This is a genomic window from Actinosynnema sp. CA-299493, from assembly GCF_050946825.1.
Classification (GTDB): Bacteria; Actinomycetota; Actinomycetes; order Mycobacteriales; family Pseudonocardiaceae; genus Actinosynnema.
Genome location: NZ_CP191993.1, coordinates 6,447,288 through 6,467,865 on the forward strand (window position 1 = coordinate 6,447,288; position 20,578 = coordinate 6,467,865).

At 70.3% G+C, this 20,578-nt stretch carries 15 protein-coding genes and 2 pseudogenes; 12 read left to right on the forward strand and 5 right to left on the reverse strand.

Annotated features, from left to right (window positions below):
- Positions 1 to 91 precede the first annotated feature (91 nt).
- The 8 genes and pseudogenes from ACQPYE_RS26800 to ACQPYE_RS26835 all read left to right on the forward strand — a co-directional run.
- Positions 92 to 1,849, forward strand: a complete 1,758-nt coding sequence (locus tag ACQPYE_RS26800; protein WP_498715271.1) for a TrbL/VirB6 family protein — start codon at positions 92 to 94, stop codon at positions 1,847 to 1,849.
- A gap of 59 nt (positions 1,850 to 1,908) precedes the next feature.
- Positions 1,909 to 3,087: a PrgI family protein gene (locus ACQPYE_RS26805; protein ID WP_498722995.1), complete on the forward strand. Its 1,179-nt coding sequence runs from the start codon at positions 1,909 to 1,911 to the stop codon at positions 3,085 to 3,087.
- Complete coding sequence (locus ACQPYE_RS26810; RefSeq protein ID WP_498715275.1) at positions 3,087 to 5,012, forward strand: VirB4 family type IV secretion system protein; 1,926 nt, start codon at positions 3,087 to 3,089, stop codon at positions 5,010 to 5,012. The genes ACQPYE_RS26805 and ACQPYE_RS26810 overlap by 1 nt, the downstream gene beginning before the upstream one ends.
- A 156-nt stretch (positions 5,013 to 5,168) precedes the next feature.
- The gene (locus ACQPYE_RS26815; protein WP_498722996.1) at positions 5,169 to 7,694 is read left to right on the forward strand and encodes a type IV secretory system conjugative DNA transfer family protein; all 2,526 of its coding nucleotides are present in this window, start codon (positions 5,169 to 5,171) and stop codon (positions 7,692 to 7,694) included.
- A 51-nt stretch (positions 7,695 to 7,745) separates the two neighbouring features.
- Positions 7,746 to 8,807 (forward strand): replication-relaxation family protein, encoded by a 1,062-nt coding sequence (locus ACQPYE_RS26820; protein ID WP_498715278.1) that lies wholly within the window; start codon positions 7,746 to 7,748, stop codon positions 8,805 to 8,807.
- The gene (locus tag ACQPYE_RS26825; protein ID WP_498715281.1) at positions 8,804 to 9,790 is read left to right on the forward strand and encodes a C40 family peptidase; all 987 of its coding nucleotides are present in this window, start codon (positions 8,804 to 8,806) and stop codon (positions 9,788 to 9,790) included. Before ACQPYE_RS26820 ends, ACQPYE_RS26825 begins: the two co-directional genes overlap by 4 nt.
- A gap of 143 nt (positions 9,791 to 9,933) precedes the next feature.
- Positions 9,934 to 10,806 carry an IS5 family transposase gene (locus ACQPYE_RS26830; protein ID WP_498715164.1) on the forward strand — a complete coding sequence of 291 codons (873 nt, stop codon included), beginning with the start codon at positions 9,934 to 9,936 and terminating at the stop codon, positions 10,804 to 10,806.
- A gap of 263 nt (positions 10,807 to 11,069) precedes the next feature.
- Positions 11,070 to 11,225 (forward strand): annotated as a pseudogene (locus ACQPYE_RS26835) (IS110 family transposase); the annotation flags it as partial.
- Positions 11,226 to 11,381: 156 nt separating this feature from the next.
- On the opposite strand, the gene ACQPYE_RS26840 reads toward ACQPYE_RS26835, so the two are convergent.
- Together ACQPYE_RS26840 and ACQPYE_RS26845 are read right to left on the reverse strand one after the other, a co-directional pair.
- Entirely contained in the window at positions 11,382 to 13,946 is a 2,565-nt protein-coding gene (locus ACQPYE_RS26840) for a tetratricopeptide repeat protein (RefSeq protein ID WP_498715283.1), read from the reverse strand.
- Positions 13,943 to 14,344: a Het-E N-terminal domain-containing protein gene (locus ACQPYE_RS26845; protein WP_498715285.1), complete on the reverse strand. Its 402-nt coding sequence runs from the start codon at positions 14,342 to 14,344 to the stop codon at positions 13,943 to 13,945. The genes ACQPYE_RS26840 and ACQPYE_RS26845 overlap by 4 nt, the downstream gene beginning before the upstream one ends.
- A gap of 357 nt (positions 14,345 to 14,701) precedes the next feature.
- Here ACQPYE_RS26845 and ACQPYE_RS26850 point away from each other — a divergent pair, with 357 nt between their 5' ends.
- Positions 14,702 to 15,793, forward strand: a complete 1,092-nt coding sequence (locus ACQPYE_RS26850; protein WP_498722997.1) for an IS701 family transposase — start codon at positions 14,702 to 14,704, stop codon at positions 15,791 to 15,793.
- An 83-nt stretch (positions 15,794 to 15,876) separates the two neighbouring features.
- Here the strand turns inward: ACQPYE_RS26850 and ACQPYE_RS26855 are convergent, their stop codons facing one another.
- The 3 genes and pseudogenes from ACQPYE_RS26855 to ACQPYE_RS26865 all read right to left on the reverse strand — a co-directional run.
- Positions 15,877 to 16,851, reverse strand: coding sequence for a hypothetical protein (locus ACQPYE_RS26855; RefSeq protein ID WP_498715288.1), 975 nt, complete (start codon positions 16,849 to 16,851; stop codon positions 15,877 to 15,879).
- Between the two features lie 595 nt (positions 16,852 to 17,446).
- On the reverse strand, positions 17,447 to 17,788 hold the full coding sequence (locus ACQPYE_RS26860; RefSeq protein WP_498715291.1) for an ATP dependent DNA ligase: 342 nt from the start codon (positions 17,786 to 17,788) through the stop codon (positions 17,447 to 17,449).
- Positions 17,789 to 17,886: 98 nt separating this feature from the next.
- A pseudogene (locus ACQPYE_RS26865) lies at positions 17,887 to 18,558 on the reverse strand (ATP-dependent DNA ligase); the annotation flags it as partial.
- A gap of 7 nt (positions 18,559 to 18,565) precedes the next feature.
- Here ACQPYE_RS26865 and ACQPYE_RS26870 point away from each other — a divergent pair.
- The 3 genes from ACQPYE_RS26870 to ACQPYE_RS26880 all read left to right on the forward strand — a co-directional run bounded on the left by ACQPYE_RS26870 (position 18,566) and on the right by ACQPYE_RS26880 (position 20,292).
- On the forward strand, positions 18,566 to 18,763 hold the full coding sequence (locus tag ACQPYE_RS26870) for a hypothetical protein (RefSeq protein WP_498715292.1): 198 nt from the start codon (positions 18,566 to 18,568) through the stop codon (positions 18,761 to 18,763).
- A gap of 134 nt (positions 18,764 to 18,897) precedes the next feature.
- Positions 18,898 to 19,158 (forward strand): helix-turn-helix transcriptional regulator, encoded by a 261-nt coding sequence (locus ACQPYE_RS26875; RefSeq protein ID WP_498715294.1) that lies wholly within the window; start codon positions 18,898 to 18,900, stop codon positions 19,156 to 19,158.
- A protein-coding gene (locus tag ACQPYE_RS26880; RefSeq protein ID WP_498715296.1) for an IS3 family transposase occupies positions 19,127 to 20,292 on the forward strand; the annotation gives its coding sequence in 2 pieces (ribosomal slippage) (positions 19,127 to 19,411 and positions 19,414 to 20,292; 1,164 coding nt in all). The genes ACQPYE_RS26875 and ACQPYE_RS26880 overlap by 32 nt, the downstream gene beginning before the upstream one ends.
- Positions 20,293 to 20,578 lie beyond the last annotated feature (286 nt).

Below are 20,578 nucleotides of genomic sequence, written 5' to 3' on the forward strand. Positions count from 1 at the left end.
GACACCTCCCGCTCAACCGTCCGATCCGTGTGCCGGTCCGGGACCACACGCGGTGCCGTGCCCACCGTCGTCGACGAGCTCGCCGACAGCGGTGCCGTCGACCACGGCACCGTCGAATCCCTGCCTCACCCCACAGCCCGGCCAACCCGTTCCGCCCGGATGTCTACCGCGCCCGACGACGACCTCGTCCCGACCGTCTACGACCCCGACGGGCACCCCACCGGCACGTCCCGAGGGCCCGGAGTGCGGGATCCTCAATCCGGGTGCGTGCGTCGGGGAGGGCATCGCCGGGTTCCTGCACCTGCTGGTCGGCGAGTCGCTCAACGTCCTGCTGGGCTGGGTCGGCAGCAGCCTGCTGTCCACCCCGACACTGGCCGACCTGCCCCGGGTCGGGGAGATCTGGGAGCAGTCGCGGCTGTTCGTGGTGGCGGTCTACTCGCTGCTGGTGATGCTGGCCGGGCTGCTGCTGATGGGGCACGAGACGGTGCAGGCCCGCTACTCGCTTCGCGACATCGCGCCGCGTGTCGTGGTCGGGTTCCTGGCCGCCAACCTCAGCCTGTTCGTCGGCGACCATGCCATCCGTTTGGCCAACGCCGCGACCATGGCCGTGCTCGGTGACGGGCTGGACCCGCAGACCTCCGGGAAGGCGGTCACCGAGCTGTTCGTCAGCCTGGTGGCCAACTCACTCGTGACAGGCGGGTTGTTCGCCGGGGCGCTGTCGGTGGTGCTCACCGTCCTGCTGGTCGGACTGCTGGTCGGCTACATCGTGCGGGTCGCGCTCACGGTGATCCTGCTGGCCGGGGCGCCGCTGCCGCTGATGTGCCACGGCCTGCCCCAGACCGAAGGGCTGGCGTACTGGTTCTGGCGTGCCGGGGCCGGCGTGCTGGGCATCCAGGTCGGGCAGAGTCTCACGCTGATCTGCGCGCTGAAGGTGTTCCTGGAGCCCGGTGGTTTCCACTTCTTCGGCGCCCCGACAGCGGACGGGTTGATCAACCTGCTCGTGCTGATCTCCCTGGTGTGGGTCTTGGTGAAGATCCCCGGCTGGGTGATGCGGCAGGTCCAGATCGGCGGCGGACGACGCTCGTTCGTCGGCGGACTGGCGCGCGCGTTCGTGGTCGGCAAGACGATGGGAGTGCTCGGCGGACGCGGTATCGGCAGCGCTGCTGCATCGCGGTCGGGCGGTCCGGGTCCCGGTACGGGTGGCGCGGCGCGCCGCGAGCCGCCGTGGCCGCCGCCGATCCGGGAGTGGGGCGGCATCGGCGGCCCGGGGACCCCGGAGGCGGTCGGACGCCGCCTGCGCGCCCAACGGGCGCAGGAGTCCGCGCGGCGGCGCACGGTGTCCGGGCAGCAGCACTTGCGGTTCCTGCAGCCCGCGCCTCAGACGCCGACGCACGACCTCGCCGCGTGGAACCCCGCGGGCAGCACCACCGTGCCCGAGTTCCGGACCGCCGGCGCGTCCGAAGAAGATTCGTCGTCGAGTCCCCTGCCCTATCCGGTCGGCACCACGGCACCGCCGGTGTTCGGCACGGCGGCACCGCGTGGGTCGTCCCGGTCCACGCCGCTGCCTCCGTCGCGCACGGCGTCGGTGCCGCCGGAGCTGCGGTTCCGGCCGGCCACCGGAGACGCTCCCGTGCGCCCGGTCCGGGCGGCCACGCGGGCCGAGGTGCCGGTGTTCCGGCCGGTGTCACCGCAGACCGGTGCGCACGGCCGGCGGGCCAGGACCCACACGCCGGCGCCGGTGCTGTTCCAACCACCGCGTCCTCCAGACACGCCACCACCGCCGTCGGTTCCTCGTGCCCGTGGTGTCGCGCCGGTGCGGCCCACTCGATCGGATGGTGAGCGGTCGTGAACTCGCAGGAGAGCAGGGCGGGCGGGTCCTATGCGGTGCGGATCCCGGCCGACGTCGACATGCACGACCGTGTGCTGGGGCCGCTGACCGCGCGTCAGCTGGCTGTCCTCGCCGCCGCTGGAGCGGTGCTCTATCTGCTCTGGGCGGCCACGCGCACGCTGCTGCCGACGCCGGTGTTCGCCGTGTTCGCCGTCCCTGTCGGCGCGGCCTCGGCGATGCTCGCGCTGGGCCGTCGTGACGGCGTCGCGATGGACAAGCTGGTGCTCGCCGCGATCCGGCAGCGGCTGGCCCCGCGGCAGCGTGTCGCCGCGCCGGAGGGCGTGCGCCCGGCCCCGGCCTGGCTCACCGCCGCCGCGGGCGAAACGGCAGGCGGTCATCCGCGTGGCGGGCGGCGGGCGCCACGGTCCGAGGGGGTGTCGCCGTCGGCGTTGCGGCTGCCCGCCGAGGCGGTCACCGACACCGGCGTGGTCGACCTGGGCGGCGACGGCCTGGCGGTGGTCGCGGTCGCGAGCACGGTGAACTTCGCCCTGCGCACACCGAACGAGCAGGAGGCGCTCGTCGCCGGGTTCGGCCGCTACCTGCACTCCCTGACCGCCCCGGTGCAGGTGCTCGTGCGCACCGAACGCCTGGACCTGTCCGGGCAGATCGCGCAGCTGCGCGAGCACGCGGGTGGGCTGCCGCACCCGGCGCTGGAGGCCGCCGCGTTGGAGCACGCCGACTACCTGGTCCAGCTCGACGCTCAGTCGCAGCTGCTGCGCCGCCAGGTGCTGCTGGTGCTGCGCGAGCCCTACGGTGTCGCCGCCCCGACCGACGGCCTCGGCGGTCCGGGCCCGCTCGCGATGCTCGGCGCGATGGCCCGCGCACGCCGGAGGAAGCACGCGGCCGGTCAGGTCGACGGTGGGGCGCGGTGGGCGGCGGAGTCGAGGTTGGTACGCCGCCTGGGCGAGGCGATCGAATTGCTGTCCCCGGCCGGGATCGTGGTCACCCCTCTGGACGCCGGGCAGGCCACGGCGGTGCTGGCCTCGGCGTGCAACCCCGACAGCCTGCTGCCGCCGTCCGCCCGCCTGGCCGGCGTGGACGAGGTCATCACCACGCCCACGCCCCACCCGGACGCGGCCGGACCCGACACCGCCGACGGTTTCCCCCAGGGTGCCGGCCGTGTGTCCGGGCCCTACGAGGACTTCGACGACCCGGACTTCCAGGACGACGACTACCAGGATGAGAGGGGGCGGTCCTGATGGGCTCCCGCGTAGACCGCCGCCGAGCCGCCCCGGCGGCGTCGCCCGGCGCCGCCGCGTTCACCCCTGATGCCCTGTCGGTCGGTGCGCGGCATCTGGAGGTCGGCGGCGACTGGGTCTCCTCGTTCGCCGTGGTCGGGTTCCCGCGGGAGGTGCACCCCGGCTGGCTCTCACCGTTGTTGACCTACCCCGGCCGGTTGGACGTGTCGGTGCACGTGGAGCCGATCGACCCGGTCACCGCCGCGTCCCGGTTGACCAAGCAGTTGGCGAAGTTGGAGGCCGGGCGCCGCCACACCGCCGAGCACGGACGCCTGTTCGACCCACTGGTCGAGGCCGCCACCGAGGACGCCTACGACCTGTCCTCCCGTGTCGCGCGCGGCGAAGGGAAACTGTTCCGGGTCGGGCTGTACCTGACCGTCCACGCCGGCACGGAGCAGGGGTTGGCGGACGAGGTGGCGGCGCTGCGGTCGCTGTGCGCGTCGTTGCTGTTCGACGCCAAGCACACCACCTACCGGTCGTTGCAGGGCTGGGTGTCGACCCTGCCGATGGGCCTGGACCTGATCGGCATGCGCCGCACCTTCGACACCTCGGCGTTGGCGGCCGCGTTCCCGTTCACCAGCCCCGACCTGCCCGCCCCCGACCCCACCTCGGTCGCCGCCCCGTCAGGGGTGCTCTACGGCTACAACATCGGCTCCCAAGGACTGGTGCACTGGGACCGGTTCGGCGAAGCCATGCACAACCACAACTCGGTGATCCTCGGCCGGAGCGGGGCGGGCAAGTCCTACCTGGTCAAACTCGAGCTCCTGCGCAGCCTCTATCGGGGCATCGAGATCGCCGTGGTCGACCCCGAGGACGAGTACGCCCGCCTGGCCGCCGCGGTGGGCGGCACCTACGTCCACCTCGGCGCGCACGGTGTCCGGTTGAACCCGTTCGACCTGCCCGTCCACACCCGCGCCGACGGCCGCCGCACCGCACCCAAGGACGCGCTCGTACGGCGCAGCCTGTTCCTGCACACCGTCATCGCCGTGCTCGTCGGCGGCGAACCCGCCGCGGCCGAGCGGGCGGCGTTGGACCGGGCGATCGCGGCGACCTACCAGAGCGTCGGGATCACCGCCGACGCCCGCACCTGGACCCGCCCCTCCCCCACCCTGCGCATCCTGCGCGACCAGCTCGCGGTCGCGGGTCAGGCCGGTGACCCGGCCGCCGGCGAGCTGGCGGCACGGTTGCACCCCTACGTGGAGGGCGCGTTCAAGCAACTCTTCGACGGTCCCAGCAGCGTCAACCCCGAAGGCCACCTCGTCGTGTTCAGCCTGCGCGACCTACCCGATGAGCTCAAGGGCATCGGCACGCTGCTCACCCTGGACGCGGTATGGCGACGGGTGTCCAACCCGGCCATCCGCCGCCCGCGGCTGGTCGTGGTGGACGAGGCGTGGCTGCTGATGAAGCAACCCTCCGGCGCCGACTTCCTGTTCCGCATGGCCAAGGCCTCCCGCAAGCACTGGGCCGGGTTGACGGTCGCGACGCAGGACACGGCCGACGTGTTGGGCAGCGATCTGGGCAAGGCCGTCGTGGCCAACGCGGCGACCCAGATCCTGCTGCGGCAGGCGACGCAGGCCATCGACGAGATCACCCGGACGTTCGACCTCTCGGCCGGGGAAAGGGGGTTCCTGCTCTCGGCCGACCGCGGGCAGGGCCTGCTGTCGGCCGGCACGCAGCGGGTGGCGTTCCACGCCATCGCCTCCCCGACCGAGCACTACCTGGTCACCAGCGACCCGGCCGAACTCGCCGCCTACGCCGCAACGACCGACCCGACCGACGAGGCCGATGCCACCTACGTCGATCTGGGATCCGGCGACGACGTCCCCCGCGCCGCAGTCGGCCACGAGTCCCCCGCCGACGACCACGTCAAGGCCGACTCCGCCTGATCATCACCGCACGTCCATCTCCGCGCGTTGCGCGGCTTCCACGAAGGACACGTGATGCTGCCCTGGATGCAGGCTGCCGTCGATCAGCCACCGGAACCACCACCGGACAGGGACGTCCGCCCGTCGCGCTCGTCGGCTGTCCTGGCCGTCGAGTGGATGGAGGACTATCTGCGCGACCCCGGCGGCGCCGTGCTCGCGCTGCTGGAACGGCTGCGCGATCTCGCACTGGGTTGGGGTCCGATCGTGGCGCCGGTACTCGCGGTCCTCGTCACCGTGATCGTGACCGGTCGACGCTGGTGGGCGCGGCGCTGCCACGAGTTGCTGCTCGCCGACGCCCGTCTGGTCACCGTGCTCGCCCCACCACAGGTGGATCCCGCAGGAGGGGCGGCGTTGTGGTCCAACCTCGTCGGCCTGCTGCGGCCGGGCTGGCGGCGGGCGTTCACCGGCCAGCCCCACATCGTCTGCGAGTACGTGTTCTCCGAGGCCGGTGTCGCGATCCGGCTCTGGGTGCCCGGTGTCATCCCGCCCGGGCTGGTCGAACGGGCGGTCGAGGCGGCCTGGCCAGGCTCGCACACCCGCGTCGGCCCCGCTCTCCCGCCGCTGCCCGCGTCCGGCGACGGCCGCAGACGGGTGGTGGTCGGCGGCGAGCTGCGCCTGGCACGCCCCGAGGCACTGCCCATCCGGTCGGTGTTCGACGCCGACCCGCTCCGCGCGCTGATCGGGGCGCCCGTGGGGCTCGGCCGCGACGAGCACGCCTGCGTGCAGATCCTGGCCCGCCCGGTCACCGGCCGCCGCGTCCAACGCGCCCGCCGCGCCGCCCGACGCGTGCACACCGGCAGGTCGCCTCGCCTGGTGGGTCGACTGTTGGACGTAGTCACGCCCGGTGTACGAACCGGCGGGTCCCGGGGCGCGGCGGCGTCGGGCGCGGTGCGCAGCGATCCGCAGACGTCGCTGGAGTACGCGGCGCAGAACCGGGCGATCGTCGCCAAGCAGCGCGGCAGCCAGTACGAGACGGTGATCCGCTACGCCGTCGCCACCCTCCTCCCCACAGACGCGGTCGACGGCGAGGTGCGGGCCGCGCGGGATATCGCCCGAGGCCGGGCACACGCCCTCGCCTCGTCGTTCGCCTCCTACACCGAGCACAACCACTACACCCGCCACCGCCTCCGCAACCCCGGCACCGTGATCGACTCGAGGCGGCTCGGGCGCGGGGACCTGCTCTCGGTGCCGGAGCTGGCAGCCCTCGCGCACCTGCCCACCGACGAGGCCATCCCCGGTATCCAACGCGCCGGAGCCCGCGCCATCGCACCACCACCCGGCATCGCCACCCCCGGCCCCGAGGCCAAACCGCTCGGGATCACCGACACCGGACACGAACGCCCCGTCGCGCTACGGGTACCCGACGCGCGGCACCACCTGCACGTCATCGGCGCCACCGGCTCCGGCAAATCCACCCTGCTGGGCAACATGATCCTGGCCGACGCCGAAGCCGGACGCGGCATCGTCCTGATCGACCCCAAAGGCGACCTCGTCACCGACATCCTGTCCCGGCTGCCGGCCGCAGCCGGGGACCGGGTCGTGCTCTTCGACGCCGACAGCCGCAGCCGCCCGCCGTGCCTCAACCCCCTCGACGGCGGCGAGACCGACCTGACCGTGGACAACCTCGTGTCGGTGTTCCGGCGGGTCTACTCGGCGTTCTGGGGACCGCGCACCGACGACGTCATGCGCGCCGCCTGTCTCACCCTGCGCACCCAGCAAGGCGTCGCGACCCTCGCCGACCTGCCCAAACTCCTCGGAGACCCCGCGTTCCGGTCACGGGTCACCGCCTCGGTCACCGACCCCGTGCTGCGCGGATTCTGGTCCTGGTACGAGGAACTGACCGACTCGTCCCGTTCCCAGGTCATCTCGCCGTTGATGAACAAGCTGCGCGCGTTCCTGCTCCGCCCGTTCGTCCGCGACGCCATCGCCGGCGGCCCCTCCACCGTCGACATGAGCAGCGTCCTGGACGGCGGGATCTGCCTGGTACGCATCCCCAAAGGCTCACTCGGAGAGGAGACCACCCGGCTGGTCGGATCGCTGGTCGTCGCCCGCACGTGGCAGGCCACCACCGCCCGCGCCCGCACCCCGCAACGCCAGCGACGCGACGCCTCCCTGGTGATCGACGAGTGCCACAACTTCCTGCACCTGCCCTACCCGATCGAGGACATGCTCGCCGAAGCCCGCGGCTTCCGCGTCGCCATGACCCTGGCCCACCAACACCTCGGCCAACTCCCCCGCGAACTCCGCGAAGGCATGTCCACCAACGCCCGCAGCAAGATCTTCTTCAACGCATCCCCCGAAGACGCCCGTGAGCTGTCCCGCCACACCGCACTGCGGTTGTCCGACCACGACCTCGCCCACCTCGGCGCCTACCACGCCGCAGCCCGCCTCGTCCTGGCCGGCGAGGAAGCGCAACCGTTCACCCTGCGCACCACTGTCCTGCCACCCGCGATCCCCGGCCGCGCCCGCGACATCCGCAGCGCCGCCCGCCGCGCCCTGCGCAACCCCACCACCGGCACCACCCGACCCACGTCCGACCCGCAAACCCGGCCCGACCAGCAAGACCCGCCGCTGAACGCCGCCGGCGATCGACGCACCAGGCCCGCCGGGCGGCCGCAAAGCGCCGACCCGCGCCGCCGCTGACCGACCCACCCGACGGGAACTTTTCCACCACTCCACTCGCGGAGGTTCGCCGTGATCACCAACCCGACCCGGCAACGCACCCTGCGCGGCCACAAGCCCACCCGCCCCACCCCACGCGCCGCCAACACCGCCGACCACCAAGCCGCTCTCGCCTGGCGGCTCACCCCACGCGACCGGTGGATCATCCGCATGGTGCACGAACACCGCGTGCTCACCGCCCACCAGATCACCACCCTCGCCTTCCCCTCCTTCCGATCGGGCCGGATGCGACTGCGCGAGCTGTACCTGTGGGGCGTCGTCGACCGGTTCCAGCCCTACGTCACCATCGGCACCGCCCCCATGCACTACGTCCTCGCCCCCGCCGGAGCCGCCGTCCTCGCAGGCGAAGACGGCTTGGACGTCAAAGAACTCGGCTACCGACACGATCGCGCTTTCGGCGTCGCCCACTCCCTGCGGCTCGCCCACACCGTCGGCGTCGCCGAATGGTTCACGGCCCTGGTCGACCACGCCCACCACAGCAACCCCGACCACCGCACCGCCCTGACCGCCTGGTGGTCCGAAGCCCGCTGCGCACGCCACTTCGGTGACCTGATCAAACCCGACGCCTACGGCCGCTGGACCACCCACCGCACCGAGATCGAGTTCTTCCTCGAATACGACTTCGGCACCGAGGTCCTCGCCAAACTCACCGGAAAACTCGCCGGTTACGCAGCCCTCGCCCACGCCACCGGCATCACCACCCCACTCCTGGTGTGGCTACCCACCTCACGCCGCGAAGCCACCACCCGCCGACTCCTGCACCAGGCATGGAGCGAACTCGACAACCCCCACTCGGTGCCGGTCGCGACAGCCACGGCCGAACTGCTCAACCCCCAAGCACCTCATCCCAGCCCCGCCGACGAGGTCTGGCTGCCTCTGGACACCACCGGCGGCACAACGGGACCGCGCAGGGCACTGCACCGACTACTCGACGCCTGGCCGCACCTCACGACAACCACCGACGACGACCCCGACCGGGAGCCGGACACTCCGACGCTGATGGCCCCGGCACCGCCGCCCATGCCACCGGCCACCCCACGCGCACCCGTCGCCGACAGCCCTCGGCGCCGATGACCGCGAAAACCGCCGCCGCGATCGGAACGATCCTGCTGCTGATCGCCGCCGGAGCAACCGGCACGATGTCGGCCGTGTTCGGCGGCTCGTCCGACACCTCGATCGACTGCATGAACCCGATCGCCGACATCCCGCCCGAGTACTGCCTGCTCTACGTCACTGCGGCACCGCACTGCCCCGACCTGGACTGGACGATCCTCGCGGCCATTGGCAAGGTCGAAACCGACCACGGCCGACTACAGGCCCCCGGCGTCACCGAGGGCGAGAACCACGCCGGAGCCGGCGGACCGATGCAGTTCCTCGCACCCACCTTCGACAGCGTCATCGCCGCGCACCGGATACCGGCAGGCGGCGCCAGCCCGCCCTCGCGGTACAACCCCCACGACGCCATCCACGCCGCAGCCTTTCTACTGTGCGACGAAGGCGTCCGACGAGGCGACCTGCGCGCGGCGATCTTCGCCTACAACCACGCCGACTGGTACGTCGACATGGTCCTCGACCAAGCCGCCAAGTACGCCCAAGCCGCCGCAACCATCGACGGCGACGGCGACTGCAACGCCATCCAAGCCCCCAACACCGCCACCCTCGCAGCGATCAACTACGCCTGCGGTATGCGAGGACTGCCTTACGTGTGGGGCGGCGACGGACCCGACGGCGGACACGAAGGCTTCGACTGCTCCGGCCTGACCAAAGCCGCCTACACCGCCGCCGGAATCACCCTGCCCCGCACCGCCCAGACCCAATTCGACGCAGGCCCGCGCGTCCCCGCCGAGCAACCACTGCTGCCGGGTGACCTCGTCTTCTACGGCACCCCCGGCAACATCCACCACGTCGGCCTCTACATCGGCAACGGACTCATGATCAACGCCCCAACCTTCGGCCAACCCGTCCAGATCGACAACCACCGGTACAACGGCGACGACTACGCCGGAGCAACCCGCCCCGCCGCCTCTCGTGCTGTCACTGCCTCTACAGCGCGGTGAGCGCACACCGTCGGTCAGCTATTAAGTGTCCGTTTCCGAGCTTGGGCTGGTGAAGGGCCTTTGGTGCGGACACAAGGAACTCCTGGTAGATCGGACGGTGTCTATGCGCCGTTCCACCAGGAGTTCCGTTGTTATCGTGCCCGATGCCCGCGGGCGGGTCCACCGCGGGTGCCCCGTGCTGTCGTCTGTCCGCCTCCCACCAGCCCGCGCGACGGACGGCGCGGTATCCCACCGACGTCACCGACGCGCAGTGGGCCGAGCTGGACCCGTTGTTGCCGGATCCGGCGTGCCTGGCCGGTCGGGGCGGACGGTGGGAGAAGCACTGCCGCCGGGTGATCGTGGACGCGATCCTGTACGTGGTCGACAACGGCATCAAGTGGCGGGCACTTCCCGTCGACTTCCCGCCCTGGCAGACGGTCTACAAGCGCTTCGCCGCCTGGGAGAAGGCCGGTGCGTCGCAGCGGTTGCTCGACGCGTTGCGTGACCGCGTCCGCCTGGCGGAGGGCCGGGAGGCGGCACCCTCGGCGGCGGTGGTCGACTCGCAGTCGGTGCGCGCCGCCGCCACCGTGGGCCGGGCCACGCGTGGCTGGGACGGAGGGAAGAAGGTCGCCGGCCGCAAGCGGCACATCGTCGTGGACACCCTGGGCTTGCTGTTGGCCGTGTTGGTGACGCCCGCCTCGACGCAGGACCGGGTCGCCGCCCGCAGCCTGCTGCGCCGGATGCGCGACACCGCCGGCGGGCGGGTCCGTCTGGTGTGGGCCGACGGCGCCTACACCGGCCCTCTGATCGACTGGGCACGAAAGACACTTCGTCTGGTGATCGAGATCGTCCAACGCCCGCAAGTGCCGTACTTCACCGTGCTGCCCCGCAGGTGGGTGGTGGAGCGGACGTTGGCGTGGATCACCGGGCACCGCCGCTGCGTCCGCGACTACGAACGCCTACCCCACCACCACGAGGCCATGGTCCGCTGGTCCATGATCCACATCACCAGCCGCCGACTCACCAGACCCCGGTAGCTCGGAAACAGCTACTAACAAACCGCACTGTCATGCCGACGAGCGAGCGTTCGTCGTACGTCCGTTACTGCCGTGGTCTCAGGGTCTGGTAGCTGGTGATGGCTTGACGGCCAGCCAGAGCAGGCGGCCGGCAATCTTGCCACCGCCCTTACCCGCGAGTAACTTGCTGTTGGGGGCGCGAGGGGGTGTCGGTGGATCGCTACGACCTGATCGGACAGGGATATCGGCGTCAGCGGCTGCCGGATCCGCGGACCTGCCCGGAATCCAGATGGTTCTACGACCGCAAACGCACCGAAGGCAAACACCACACCCAGGCCGTGCTCGCCCTCGCCCGCCGACGCGTCAACGTCCTCTGGGCACTGCTGCGTGACAACCGGCCCTATCAACCTGCCCCTTACCTCGCTGCCGCCGCCGCTTGACAAACCGATTAAGAGTCGTCGAGGTCGTCGAGTTGCCGTTGGACGCGGTCGGCGTCGGTGTCGCGGCCCTGTTCCCGCCACCTTCGCCGACAACGGCCTCCCGATAGCACGGGCGGAGACCAACGCTTGGCCTTCTCCGCCCTGGTCATTCCGGATCTACCCGTTCTGGCTGCGTTGCCGCCAGTAGGCGAGCTCGCTGCGGATGATCAGGGTGTCGGTGTGGTCGGGACCCAACACCCGGAGCAGGTCGTCGAGCAGTTGCTGGAACTCGGTGGCGGCACCGGCCGGGTCCCCCGCCTCACCGCGCCAGTAGGCGAGCTGGCTGCGGATGATCGGGGTGTGCGGGTGGTCGGGACCCAGCACCCGGAGTTGGTCGTCGAGCAGTTGCTGGTACTCGGTGGCGGCGCCGGCCGGGTCACCCGCCTCACCCCGCCAGCGGGCGAGGTGGCCGCGGGCAGTCAGGGTATGGGGGTGGTTGGGACCCAGCACCCGGAGTTGGTCGTCGAGCAGTTGCTGGAACTCGGTGGCGGCGCCGGCCGGGTCACCCGCCTCACCCCGCAAGCGGGCGAGGTGGCCGCGGGCGCTCAGAGTGTGAGGGTGGTCGGGACCCAGCACCCGGAGCAGGTCGTCGAGCAGCTCCTGATATTCGGTGGCGGCGCCGGCCGGGTCACCCGCCTCACCCCGCCAGTGGGCGAGGTTCCCGCGGGCGCTCAGGGTGTCAGTGTGGTCGGGACCCAGCACCCGGAGCAGGTCGTCGAGCAGCTCCTGATATTCGGTGGCGGCGCCGGCCGGGTCACCCGCCTCACCCCGCCAGCGGGCGAGGTTCCCGCGGGCAGTCAGAGTGTGGAGGTGGTTGGGACCCAGCACCCGGAGTTGGTCGTCGAGCAGTTGCTGGAACTCGGTGGCGGCGCCGGCCGGGTCACCCGCCTCACCCCGCCAGGAGGCGAGGTTGTTGCGGGCGGACAGGGTGTGGGGGTGGTGGGGACCCAGCACTCGGAGCAGGTCGTCGAGCAGTTGCTGGAACTCGGTGGCGGCACCGGCCGGGTCACCCGCCTCACCCCGCCAGGAGGCGAGGTTGTTGCGGGCTGTCAGGGTCTCGGTGTGGTCGGGACCCAACACCCGGAGTCGGTCGTCGAGCAGTTGCTGGTACTCGGTGGCGGCACCGGCCGGGTCACCCGCCTCACCCCGCCAGCGGGCGAGGTTGTTGCGGGTGGACAGGGTGTCGGGGTGGTCTGGGCCGAGGTGTCGGGTGGTGACCTGGTGGAGTCGGGCGAAGTGGGCGATGGCGGCGTGGACCTGGCCTGAATCGCCGAGTGATCGTCCGGTGCGGAAGAGCACGATGTGTGTGTCAGGGGTGATCAGGGCCGGGGTGGTGGTGTCGTGCAGCGTGGTGGTGGCGGAGCGCAAAGCTTGGGCCAGTGCGACGTCGCGGGTGTCGATCTCGGGCCAGGCGTCGAGCAGGCCGGTGGCCGCGGTGCGGGCCAGCTCGGTGGTGGTGTCGTTGGTGAGGGTGTCGCGGACGGCTCGTTGCAGCAGGGCGTGCACGCGGATTGACCGGTCGGGTCCGATGGTGGCCAGGCTGAGTCGGTGCAGGACGCCCACCGCGTCGGTCACGTCGTCAGAGGTGATGGTGCGGCCGATGACGGTGGCCAGGTGCTCGCAGATGGTGGTGGTGGTCAGCACGGTCAGGGGTGTGCCGTTGGGGTCGAGCAGGCTGAGCAGCCGCAGCACCGGCCGGGCCAGCCCGTGTGGTCGCAGGGTGTCGGCGTGTTCGATCGACAGCGACCAGGTCGCGGCGACGGTGTCGCGGTGATGGTCGGGCAGTTCACGAGTGGTGGGCATGAGTTCGGCCAGGGTGCGGCGGCGGTCGGCCAGCCGCTCGCGGTATCCGGCCACAGTGAGCAGGGGGTTGTTGTCGATGAACGCCGCGGCTTGGGCCAGGGCCAGCGGCAGCCCGCCCAGGTCGCGGGTCAGCCCGCGCAGGTCCTCGGGGTCTGTGTCCTCGGGCAGGACACCGCGTAGGTAGTCCACCGCCTCGGTCTCGGTGAACACGTCCAACTCTACGACCACCCGGCCGTCGCCTAGGGCGCTGTCGCGGTGTCGGGTGGTGACCACCACCCGACCACCCCGATGGTGCCGCGGCCAGAGATCTCGTAGGTCGCCGGGGTCCTGGAGGTCGTCGAGCACGATCAGCCACTGGCGTTCGGTAGTGGCCAACCAGTCCCGCAGCAACCGCGCCGCCTCCTGCGGCGGCAGCGTGTCGATGTCGGGGTGCCGTTCGCACAACACTTGTTTGGCGGTCTCGGCGTAGGCGGTGAGCACCGCGTCACGGGACAGGGCGCTCACCCACACCGCCACGTCCAGCCCGGGGTCCTGCCACAGCGACCAGGCCAGACGCGCGGCGGTCTGGGATTTGCCCACTCCACCCTGGCCCCGCACCACCGCGCCCGCGCCGGTGGGGGCGCCGACCAGGACCGCCGCGTGCCCGACGGCCACCGCCGCGGCCACCGCGGTATCGGCGGGCCGGGGCTGGTAGTGGTCGTCCACCGGCGGCGGGGTGCCGACACGGACCGGCCACGTCACCGTCCGCGCCGGGTAGGTGATGTGCTGGTGGTAGACGTTGGTCTGCGTGCTCCCATTGCCGGCCAGGACTCCCTGGCCGCCGTACACGACGGTCGACGGCCCCTGGGGTGGCTGGTCCCGCTCGTCGGGTTCGGTCATCGGGGCTGCGAGAAGGTGTTGTGCTGGGTGGTCCCGTCGCCCACCTGGACTCCCTGGCCGCCGTGCACGACCACCCGGTACTTCCCGTCCCCGGCGCCGCTGGGGTCGGTCAGTTCCAGCAGTCGCCGGGCCGCCGCGACCAGTTCGGGGTCGGTGTCGGCGCCGACACCGCGCAGTGCCGCCGCCAACTCCCCGGCCCGCTCACCCGGCTCGACGGCGTCGTCCTCCACGGCCCGCACCACCTCGCCCGCCACGGACCCGTCACGACGCAGAACACGCAACACGCCTGCCTTAAGACCCAGGTAGGCGTCCTTCACCGCCGCGGACGCGGTATCGGTCAACCCCGCCGCCGCCCCCGCCGTCAACGCCGTGACCAATAACTCCACCGACTCGATCACCGAACCCGCCCCTCATCGCACGTCGACCTTGTTCATCGTTCATCGGGATGATCGTCGCCACCCGTCCGCCCGCTACACCGGTGACGATCATCGCCCGCCCCGCCAGCCGGACAGAAACCACCCGGCCGCAGACACACACCGACCGCTACACCTCGCCGAGATCCTTCACCGGCCAACCCGTGACCGGCGTTAGTACGACAGCCGCACAGTGTGATCACCGTCGGCGTGTCATGATCGCGGAGCCGGTCATCGCGTGATCGACTCCGGGGCGTGTTGAGTGTGGAGCAGGGCGCGCAGTCGCCGTCCGGGACGGCCGGAGACGATCGCCTGGCGCGGTGGCGGGCGGGGTTCGCGGACATGTTCGCGCTGGTGGCGGGTCGGTTCGCGCAGGCGGACTCGCGTCGCCGTGCCCGGTTGTACGTGTTGGGCCTGCTCTCGGGTGCCGAGCGGAAGAACTCGTGGACGCTCGCCGAGCAGGCCGGTGACCTGTCCCCGGACGGCATGCAGCGGTTGCTGAACTTCTACCGCTGGGACGCCGACGCGGTGCGCGACGACCTGCGCGGGTACGTGCTGGACCACCTCACCGACCCCGGCGGTGTCGTAGTCGCCGACGAGACCGGTTTCCTCAAGAAGGGCACCAAGTCCGCCGGAGTGCAACGCCAGTACTCCGGCACGGCTGGGCGGGTCGAGAACTGTCAGCTCGGCGTGTTCCTGGCCTACGTCTCGCCGAGGGGTCGGGCGTTGATCGACCGCGAGCTCTACCTTCCGAAGTCCTGGACCGAGGACCGCGAGCGGTGCGCCGAGGCCGGGATAGGAGACGAGGTCGGGTTCGCGACCAAACCCACCCTGGCCGCGCGGATGCTGCAACGGTTGCTCGACGCGGGCGTCGCGGTGCCGTGGTTCACCGCGGACGAGGCCTACGGCGACAACCCGGGACTGCGGACCTGGCTGGAGGAGCACAGCCTGGACTACGTCATGGCCGTCTCGTGCGACGACCGGTTCACCACCCCGCGCGGCCCGGTCCGGGCCGACGATCTGGCCGCGACCGCGCCGCGCAAAGGCTGGCAGCGTCTCTCGGCCGGGGCCGGCGGCAAGGGACAACGCCTCTACGACTGGCTGCTGCTCGATCCCGGCGCCGACACGCACCACCTGTTGGTGCGCCGCTCGATCGGCAAACCCACGGAACTGGCCTACTACGTCTGCCACACCCGCCGTCCCGTCGCGTTGGCCGAACTCGTCCGCGTCGCCGGAAGCCGTTGGGGTGTCGAGGAAACCTTTCAGTTCGCCAAGAACGAGACCGGCCTGGACCACTACCAGGTCCGCAAGTACGACGCCTGGTACCGCCACATCACCCTGTCCATGCTCGCCGCCGCGTTCCTCGCCGTCACCGCACACGCCGAACGGGCCCGCGACGCAAAGGGGGCTCCACCGGAAGCCATGGAAATCTGATTCCGTTGTCATGCAACGAGATCAGACGCCTATGGGCCAGTTTGACCCGGCCCGAGCACCCTCGAACACACATCTTCCACTGGTCAGGCTGGCGACGACTCCACCAGACCCGCGCCCGACACAGCCACTACCAGCGACAACGCCTCAAGCATCCCAGATTGCGGCTGTAGTATTAGGACTGCGGCAGTGAGGTCGAAGTCGGTGTCTGCCCAGAAGGTCGTCATAGGGTGGTCGGCGTCGCTGTCGGGATTAATGTGCGTGGTGAGGATGCGTTGGGCGGTTAGCCGGACCTCGCGTTCCTGGACTCGTTCGCGGTGCTCGTCGCGGGTTGCCTGATCGGCGTTCACGTCAGGCGGGTCACCGGGAAGGTCGAAGGGTGCGCGTAGGTAGGCGCAGAGCACGTTGACCACGGTTTGGCGCAGGGCCGGGTTTTCGGGATGGTCTTGTGCTAGGCGCTCCAGGGCATACAGGCCGCCGTGACGTACTGGAGCCTTGTCCGATCCGAGCTGCTCCACCGACTTCGCGTACAGGTCGGTGATCCGGCGTGCTCCGGCGTCGCGTTCGGTGGTGACTGCGACACGCTCAGCGTGTTGGCGAGTGTGCTCGGCGATCTCGCGTTGCAGTTCGTAGGCGCGGGTGACGTCAGCCTGGTCGCGTTCCTTCTGTACCAGTCCGATCTCGGTGGCGTGTTGGCGTCGCCATGCCAAATACAGCGCGAAGATTCCGCCTCCGCCTACTCCGATGCTCAACCCGGTGCGCAGTGCGTTGAACCGCGCGTTTACCAGCTCCGCGCCGGACAGTCCTGCGGTTCCTGCCCACCACAGCGCCACTACCAGACCGACCGTTGCCGTGGCGATCACAGCCGCCACGGTCGCGATCACCTTGGGCGGCATCGGCTCCAGCGGCGTGCGTGACGTGGATGCTGTCGGCAGCGGCACGGGAGCACGGGTGGCGGACTGCTCGCCGGGGGCAGGGTGGGATAACGGCACTGGAGTGGAGCGGTCCTCGGGCATGTTCGCATCATCGTTGGTCGACGTGGCTGTGTTTCCCGACGACACGCCTGTCAGGCTGGGCAACTTGCTGCGGACGGTGTTCCGGCGGGTGTCTGTGCCGAGGACGTACCGAAGTGGCTGCGCCGAGAGCTGCAAGTGCTGGTCAGGTGTGGTTCAGGCGGGACTCTGTAAATCAGTCACGACTCTGGGGTGCGCTCGGGTTCGTCACCGAGCCGAAGTTAGGCCAGAACGCGACCGCGGTCCGGTGCACGGGTCCTTCCGGTGGCACGACCTCCAGCAGCGCGATGAGTGAACGAGCGGTCTTGGTCCACCGCCTCGAAGTATCGGATGAGGTAGGTCCTCCTGCGGCTGTCCACCCTGCAGCAGCACGCCACCGCGCGGAGCGCGTCGACCAGGCGTTGGCATCCTGTCGCGCTCCTCGACGCGCTAGCCCGGCAGGGACGCCACCAGGCGCCGGATCCGATCGACCATCCGCTCGTACACGCGCCGCTCCACGCGACCCACCCCTCGATTATCGACAACCTGCCCACACTTCGCGGGCAGACACACCGCGGTCGGGGGAGAACCGCTCCACAGTCACCAACAAGCGTTCGATTTCACGTCAAGATGAATCACACCACCGCGCCCACCCGCCGACCTGTCAGCGGCCGGGATGGTGGACGTCCGCCGGATCCAGGTCGTCACGCAGACCGCGCCAGGACGGGTGGCGGAGCCGGTGGTCGGTGGTCCAGTGGCGGAATTCGACCTCGCCGACGAGCACCGGCTCGACCCACCGCGCGTCACGGGCGAACTCGCGTGGGACCGGTGTGCCGAACAGGCTGGTTGGGCGCCGAAGCCCATTGAGCCGTTGTTGCATGTCGACCAGGGCCTTGTCGGTGAAGCCGGTGCCGACGTGCCCGACGTAGACCAAGCCGGTCTCGTCATACGCACCCAGCAACAGCGACCCCACCGTGCCCGAGCGCCGCCCCTGCCCGGCTTCCATCCACCGACGACAACCTCGTGGGTCCGACGCAACGGCGTCTTGATCCACGCGGGAGACCGTCGACCCGGCTCGTAGCGGGAGGCAGCGCGTTTGCTGACGATGCCTTCGAGGCCGTGCTGCTCGGCGACGTGAAGGATTGTCGCGGGTTCGGTGTCGGGGAAGCTCGGCGGGACCTGGATCGGATGATCGCCGGGCAGCTGCAGCGCGATAAGCATGGCCCTCCGCTCGTGATAGGGCAGGTGCTGCACGGATCGCCCATCGACAACCAGCAGATCGAACGCGTAGTGGGCGACCGGCGCGATGCGCAACGCCCGGACACCCACGGTGCTGCGAGTGCGCCGCTGAAGCAGCCCGAAGTCCGGGCGCCGGTCAAGCCCCAGAGCGACGATCTCCCCATCGAGCACGATGGTGCGCCCGTGCAGCACGTCCGACAGCACCCGCAGCTCCGGAAACCGGTCGATCAGCTCCAGCCCGTTGCGGCTGAGCATCCGCACCCGATCACCCCGGCAGTACGCCACCCCTCGGTAACCATCCCACTTGAACTCCACCGCCCAACCCACACCCGTCGGCGGTTCCCCCAGGGTGGCCAGCATCGGAGGGATCAGCGGCAAGTCAGCGGCCCCGCCCGCTGCATGCCCCATCCCGACCACCTCCCGGACCGACGAATATTCATCGTCGCCGGGAATCAGGCGGGTCGTGACCGGAGGGAGACCGGCGAGCGTCCCTCGCGGATCACACGGCTGGCAGACACGCGCACCACCAGCCAGCATTGCGACCGTGAACGACCCTTACGCAGATGCCAGCAAGGCCGAGACCGACTACTTCACGCAGGCCGAGAACCTCGGCGCGTCCAAGGAACATGCCGACCGAGTCCTACGGCAGGCGATCCTCGACGTCAGCCGAGGAGAAGCCGACGACCCCTACGAACTCGCCCGCCTCCAACTCACCGCCGATCTGCACCAGAACCCGAAGTGAAGCGGACCTGGCTGCAACTACCTCGGGCAGGTTTCCGCCGTTGCCGCGATCACACAGCCTGGACCGGCTATGATTACCAAGCGCGATAGACCGATCTCCGAACGCACCGTTACTTGGCCTTCTGCGGAGCGACCGTGAACCAAGAAGACCTCTCAGCAGGTGGTAACAGCGTCGCGGCGCGGCTGGCTCGGGAGATCAGGAATCGTCGACTCGCCGCAGGCCTGAGCCAACCAGAACTGGCCAAGCTGATCGGGTACACCCGCCAGTACGTGTCGCTGGCCGAGCGGCACAGGCAGGGTCTGCTGCACGGATTGGTGACATCTGAGTTGGCTTGCCGTGATGGTGAGCTGGGAGGATGTCGCTGTGCCCAAGCCCTACCCTCGGGAGTTCCGTGACGATGTCGTGCGGGTCGCCCGTGATCGCGAGCCCGGCGTGACCGTCGAGCAGATCGCCAAGGACTTCGGGGTCCACCCGATGACCTTGTTCAAGTGGCTGCGCCAGGCCGACACCGACGAGGGCGTCAAACCCGGTGTGAGCAGGAACGACTCGGCCGAGCTGCGCGAGGCGCGCAAGCGGATCAAGCTGCTGGAGCAGGAGAACGAGGTCCTGCGCCGCGCGACCGCATATTTGTCGCAGGCGAACCTGCCGGGAAAAGGCTCTACCCGCTCGTGAACGAGCTCGCCGCCGACGGGATCCCCGTCTCGGTGACGTGCCGGGTACTCGACATCGCTCGACAGCCGTACTACCGGTGGCGTGCCCGGCCGGTCACCGGGACGGAACTCGATCAGGCGTATCGGGCAAATGCGTTGTTCGACGCGCACCGCGACGATCCGGAGTTCGGATACCGGCTCCTGGCCGACGAGGCCCGCGACGCCGGCCTGCCGATGGCGGATCGGACCGCGTGGCGGATCTGCTCGTCGATGGGCTGGTTGAGCGCGTTCGGCAGGAAACGCGGCCGCAACGGCAGGAAGGCCGGCCCGCCGGTCCACGACGACCTGGTCCGGCGCGACTTCACCGCCACCGCACCGAACCGGCTGTGGCTGGCCGACATCACCGAACATCCCACCACGGAAGGAAAACTGTATCTGTGCGCGGTCAAGGACGTCTGCTCCAACCGGATCCTGGGCTACTCCATCGACTCCCGGATGAAGTCCCGCCTCGCCGTCACCGCGCTCACCAACGCCGTCGCCCGCCGCGATGATGCCGTCGGCTGCGTGGTGCACACCGACCGCGGATCGCAATTTCGATCAAGGAAATTCGTCCGTGCGCTCGCACGCCACGGGCTGGCCGGCTCGATGGGCAGGGTCGGCGCCGCAGGAGACAACGCCGCGATGGAAAGCTTCTTCGCGTTGCTGCAGAACAACGTTCTCGACCGGCGTACCTGGCCCACCCGCGACGAGCTCCGGATCGCGATCGTCACCTGGATCGAACGCACCTACCACCGCCGCAGACGCCAAGCCGCTCTCGGCAGGTTGACCCCCATCGAATACGAAGCAATCATGACCACGTCAGCCAGTCAGGCTGCGTGACTACCACTGTCACCTACTCGTGCAGCAGACCCAACTGCGGATGACCAGCATGGCCGCCCAGGTTGCTGCCACCAATCCAGCCCAGTACGCCGACCAGGCCGCGCATCGACTCGCCTGCTTGCAGGGGCAACGCGGGCCGAGGCCCTGGAGCGGCTGGCAACCCGTACCCTAAGAGGGGCATCTGGTCTCGATATGGACGATTTCCGTATCGGGGTCGTCGACCTTGGTCGCCGGGACTTCGGGCCGGAGGCTAGCGGGTGGGCGTTGAACTCGGCGCCGGGGTGCT

Excerpts from the sequence above, each read along its gene's own strand:
- ACQPYE_RS26815 (WP_498722996.1), top strand. The coding sequence starts at position 5,169 with ATGGAGGACTATCTGCGCGACCCCGGCGGCGCCGTGCTCGCGCTGCTG.
- ACQPYE_RS26860 (WP_498715291.1), bottom strand. The coding sequence starts at position 17,788 with ATGGAAGCCGGGCAGGGGCGGCGCTCGGGCACGGTGGGGTCGCTGTTG.
- ACQPYE_RS26830 (WP_498715164.1), top strand. The coding sequence starts at position 9,934 with ATGCCCGCGGGCGGGTCCACCGCGGGTGCCCCGTGCTGTCGTCTGTCC.
- ACQPYE_RS26840 (WP_498715283.1), bottom strand. The coding sequence starts at position 13,946 with ATGACCGAACCCGACGAGCGGGACCAGCCACCCCAGGGGCCGTCGACC.
- ACQPYE_RS26810 (WP_498715275.1), top strand. The coding sequence starts at position 3,087 with ATGGGCTCCCGCGTAGACCGCCGCCGAGCCGCCCCGGCGGCGTCGCCC.
- ACQPYE_RS26805 (WP_498722995.1), top strand. The coding sequence starts at position 1,909 with ATGCACGACCGTGTGCTGGGGCCGCTGACCGCGCGTCAGCTGGCTGTC.
- ACQPYE_RS26850 (WP_498722997.1), top strand. The coding sequence starts at position 14,702 with ATGTTCGCGCTGGTGGCGGGTCGGTTCGCGCAGGCGGACTCGCGTCGC.
- ACQPYE_RS26825 (WP_498715281.1), top strand. The coding sequence starts at position 8,804 with ATGACCGCGAAAACCGCCGCCGCGATCGGAACGATCCTGCTGCTGATC.